Below are 2,436 nucleotides of genomic sequence, written 5' to 3'. Positions count from 1 at the left end.
AGACCTCGAAGGTCTCCTCGAAGGCCTTGACGAACTCGGAGAGCTCGATGAGGGTCAGGCCCTTGAACTGCTCGAGCAGCTCTTCGGTGGAAAGCTTAGCCATAGTATTTCTCCCTTAATAGTGTGCCCGCACCGCGAGCAAATGGTGTGTGTCGATCGAACCAGCGTGAGCTAGTTCGCGGACTCCTGCTTGTCGCGGAGCGCGCCGAAGCCGCGAGCGGCCTGAGCGAGCGGTGCGTTGAACAGATATGCGGCTCCGAACAGCGAGGCCTTGAAGGCGCCGGCAAGCTTGCCGAGCAGAACTTCGCGGGACTCGAGGTCGGCGAGCTTGCCTACCTCCGCGGCGGTCAGGGGCTTGCCATCGAAGTAGCCGCCCTTGATCACCAGAAGAGGGTTTGCCTTGGCAAAGTCACGGAGACCCTTCGCAACGGCGACGGGGTCACCGTGCACGAAGGCGATCGCGGAGGGACCCACGAGCTCGTCATCGAATGCGGTGATACCGGCGTTGTTCGCAGCGATCTTGGTCAGCGTGTTCTTCGCCACGGCGTACGTGGCGTTCTCACGGATGTTGGTGCGGAGTTCCCGCAGCTGTCCTACCGTGAGCCCGCGGTACTCAGTGAGCAGTACGGCAGTCGACTCTTCGAATTTCTTCTGAAGGTCGGCAACCCGTGCATCCTTTGTCGCCATGGCGCTCCCTATGCTTGATTGCTTCCGCCCCACGATTGCGGGGCGGGCCGCCAACCTCCGGGAACGAAAAAAGCTCCGGCGCGCACGCACGGAGCTGGGGAGTCAAGCGAACTTGAGGATCCTTCGGTCTGCACCTGCGCGGGTCTCACTGACGTGAACTTCGGCGAACTCTCGCGAGCTCGGCACCTACGGTCTTTGGCCAAGGGATAGCTTATGCCATCGGGGGCCACACCGCAAGCCGAAGCGCCTCAGGCTGCGGCCCCGGGCCGGGTTAGCGGGCGGCGTGCTCGATCTCCCGGATCTCGTCCACCGTGAGCGGACGCCAGGGCGAGGCGTCCGGCACGACCTTCGCCGCGTCCGGGCTGTCGCCCCGCGTCCACCAGCGCGCCTCGTACCCCGTCCCGTCGAAGAGCACCCGGTCGCCGCTCTCGTAGGTGGCGTCGTGGGACCAGGCGGGCAGCGCATCGCTGGGGAGCGCGGGCGTCGGCACGGGGGTCTCCCCGGCCAGCACGGGGCCGATGAGCCGCCAGGGGTTCGCGCCGGCCGCCGCCGTCGGATCGTCCGGGGTGTCCCCCTGCGTCCACCAGGCGGCGCGATAGACGCTCTGCCGCCAGACCACCTTGCTGCCCTCGGGGTACGCGGCCGCCGCCGACCAGATCGGATACGGGCTCTTCGCCGGGTCGTCCACGGCTTCGCTGGGCCGCAGGCCCTCTGAGGCGTTCGGGTCGTGCCGGATCTCGCCGTCCCGGTCGTGGCGCAGCTCCCCGGCGAAGGAGGCGTTGCCCTGCTCGACGCCGCTGCACGAGTCCGAGACCTCGCGGTGGTCCGCCCAGTTCTCGGCGCAGCTCCGGTCGCGGTTCAGCGACCACATGGACAGCCGGATCATGCCGCGTTCGTTGGCGAAGCGGTTCAGTCGCTTCGCGTCGTCCAGGGTGAAGACGTCCGCGCGGACGTTGTTCTGGCCGAGCATCGGGGTCGCCGCGATCTTGCTCCAGAGCACGGCGGAGCCCAGGGGCAACTCCGCATCCCGGTACACCGCGTTGAGCTGGCGGTGCAGGGCCTCAAGCGCCGCGATCGAGCGCTCCGCCATCGTTGTCTCCTCGGCGTTCGGGCCGAAGTTCATCGTCATCGCGTTCACCCCGGCCAGGTCGACGCCCGCCGCCAGGTAGGCGCGGACCGCCTCCACCCCGTCCGGGGTCAGCCCGGTCTGCGCGATCGGCAGCGTGAGCCACACATCGAGGCCGCTGTCCGCGTCCCGGCGCTCCCGACGCTCGCGCTGCACCGCGGCGACGGCCTCGGCCTGGCGGGCGACGGCCGCGTGATCGGCCAGGAGGTCACCCTCGACGTCCATGTCGATCGAGAGCACTCGGTAGCGGTCGATCACGGTCCGGTACACCTCAGCGAGCTCGCCGGGGTCGGCGCACACCTGGGCGAGTGCCTCGTTGCGTTCCCCGCCGAAGGAGATCATCGCGGAGCCGCCGAGATTGCGCAGGCGCTCGAGCCGCCGGTCCAGGTCGAGCTGAGTGCCCGCCTCGTCGAGGGTGTACGCGCCGCCCCACATCGGCTCGCAGGCGCCGTCGCCCGCCACGATGAAGGCGAGCGCAACGTTGTTCGGGGTGCCCTCGCCGTTCACGGCCTCGAAGGCAAAGGCGGGCGTCGCGGTCACATCGACGTAGCCGTCGGTCCAGGGGGTGCGTTCCTGGGCGGCCTGCTGATCCTGCCAGGAGGCCCAGGCCCACCAGATCCCCC

Annotated in this window: 2 protein-coding genes and 1 pseudogene; all 3 read right to left on the bottom strand. The window is 68.7% G+C overall.

Going from position 1 to position 2,436, the window contains the following annotated elements; translation table 11 throughout:
• Positions 1-103, bottom strand: a pseudogene (locus OOT08_RS11245) (50S ribosomal protein L7/L12); the annotation flags it as partial.
• Between the two features lie 68 nt (positions 104-171).
• Positions 172-687: a 50S ribosomal protein L10 gene (gene rplJ / locus OOT08_RS11240; RefSeq protein WP_325092723.1), complete on the bottom strand. Its 516-nt coding sequence runs from the start codon at positions 685-687 to the stop codon at positions 172-174.
• 271 nt (positions 688-958) lie between these two features.
• Positions 959-2,436, bottom strand: a 1,478-nt coding sequence (locus tag OOT08_RS11235; protein WP_325092722.1) for a chitinase, incomplete at its 5' end; no start/stop codon positions are given.

The organism is Leucobacter sp. M11, from assembly GCF_035726885.1.
GTDB lineage: Bacteria > Actinomycetota > Actinomycetes > Actinomycetales > Microbacteriaceae > JAPFRB01.
This window is presented reverse-complemented; position numbering and strand designations above follow the sequence as displayed.

What these genes read in the sequence shown, in the direction of transcription:
- rplJ (WP_325092723.1), bottom strand. Translation starts at nt 687, where the DNA reads ATGGCGACAAAGGATGCACGGGTTGCCGACCTTCAGAAGAAATTCGAA.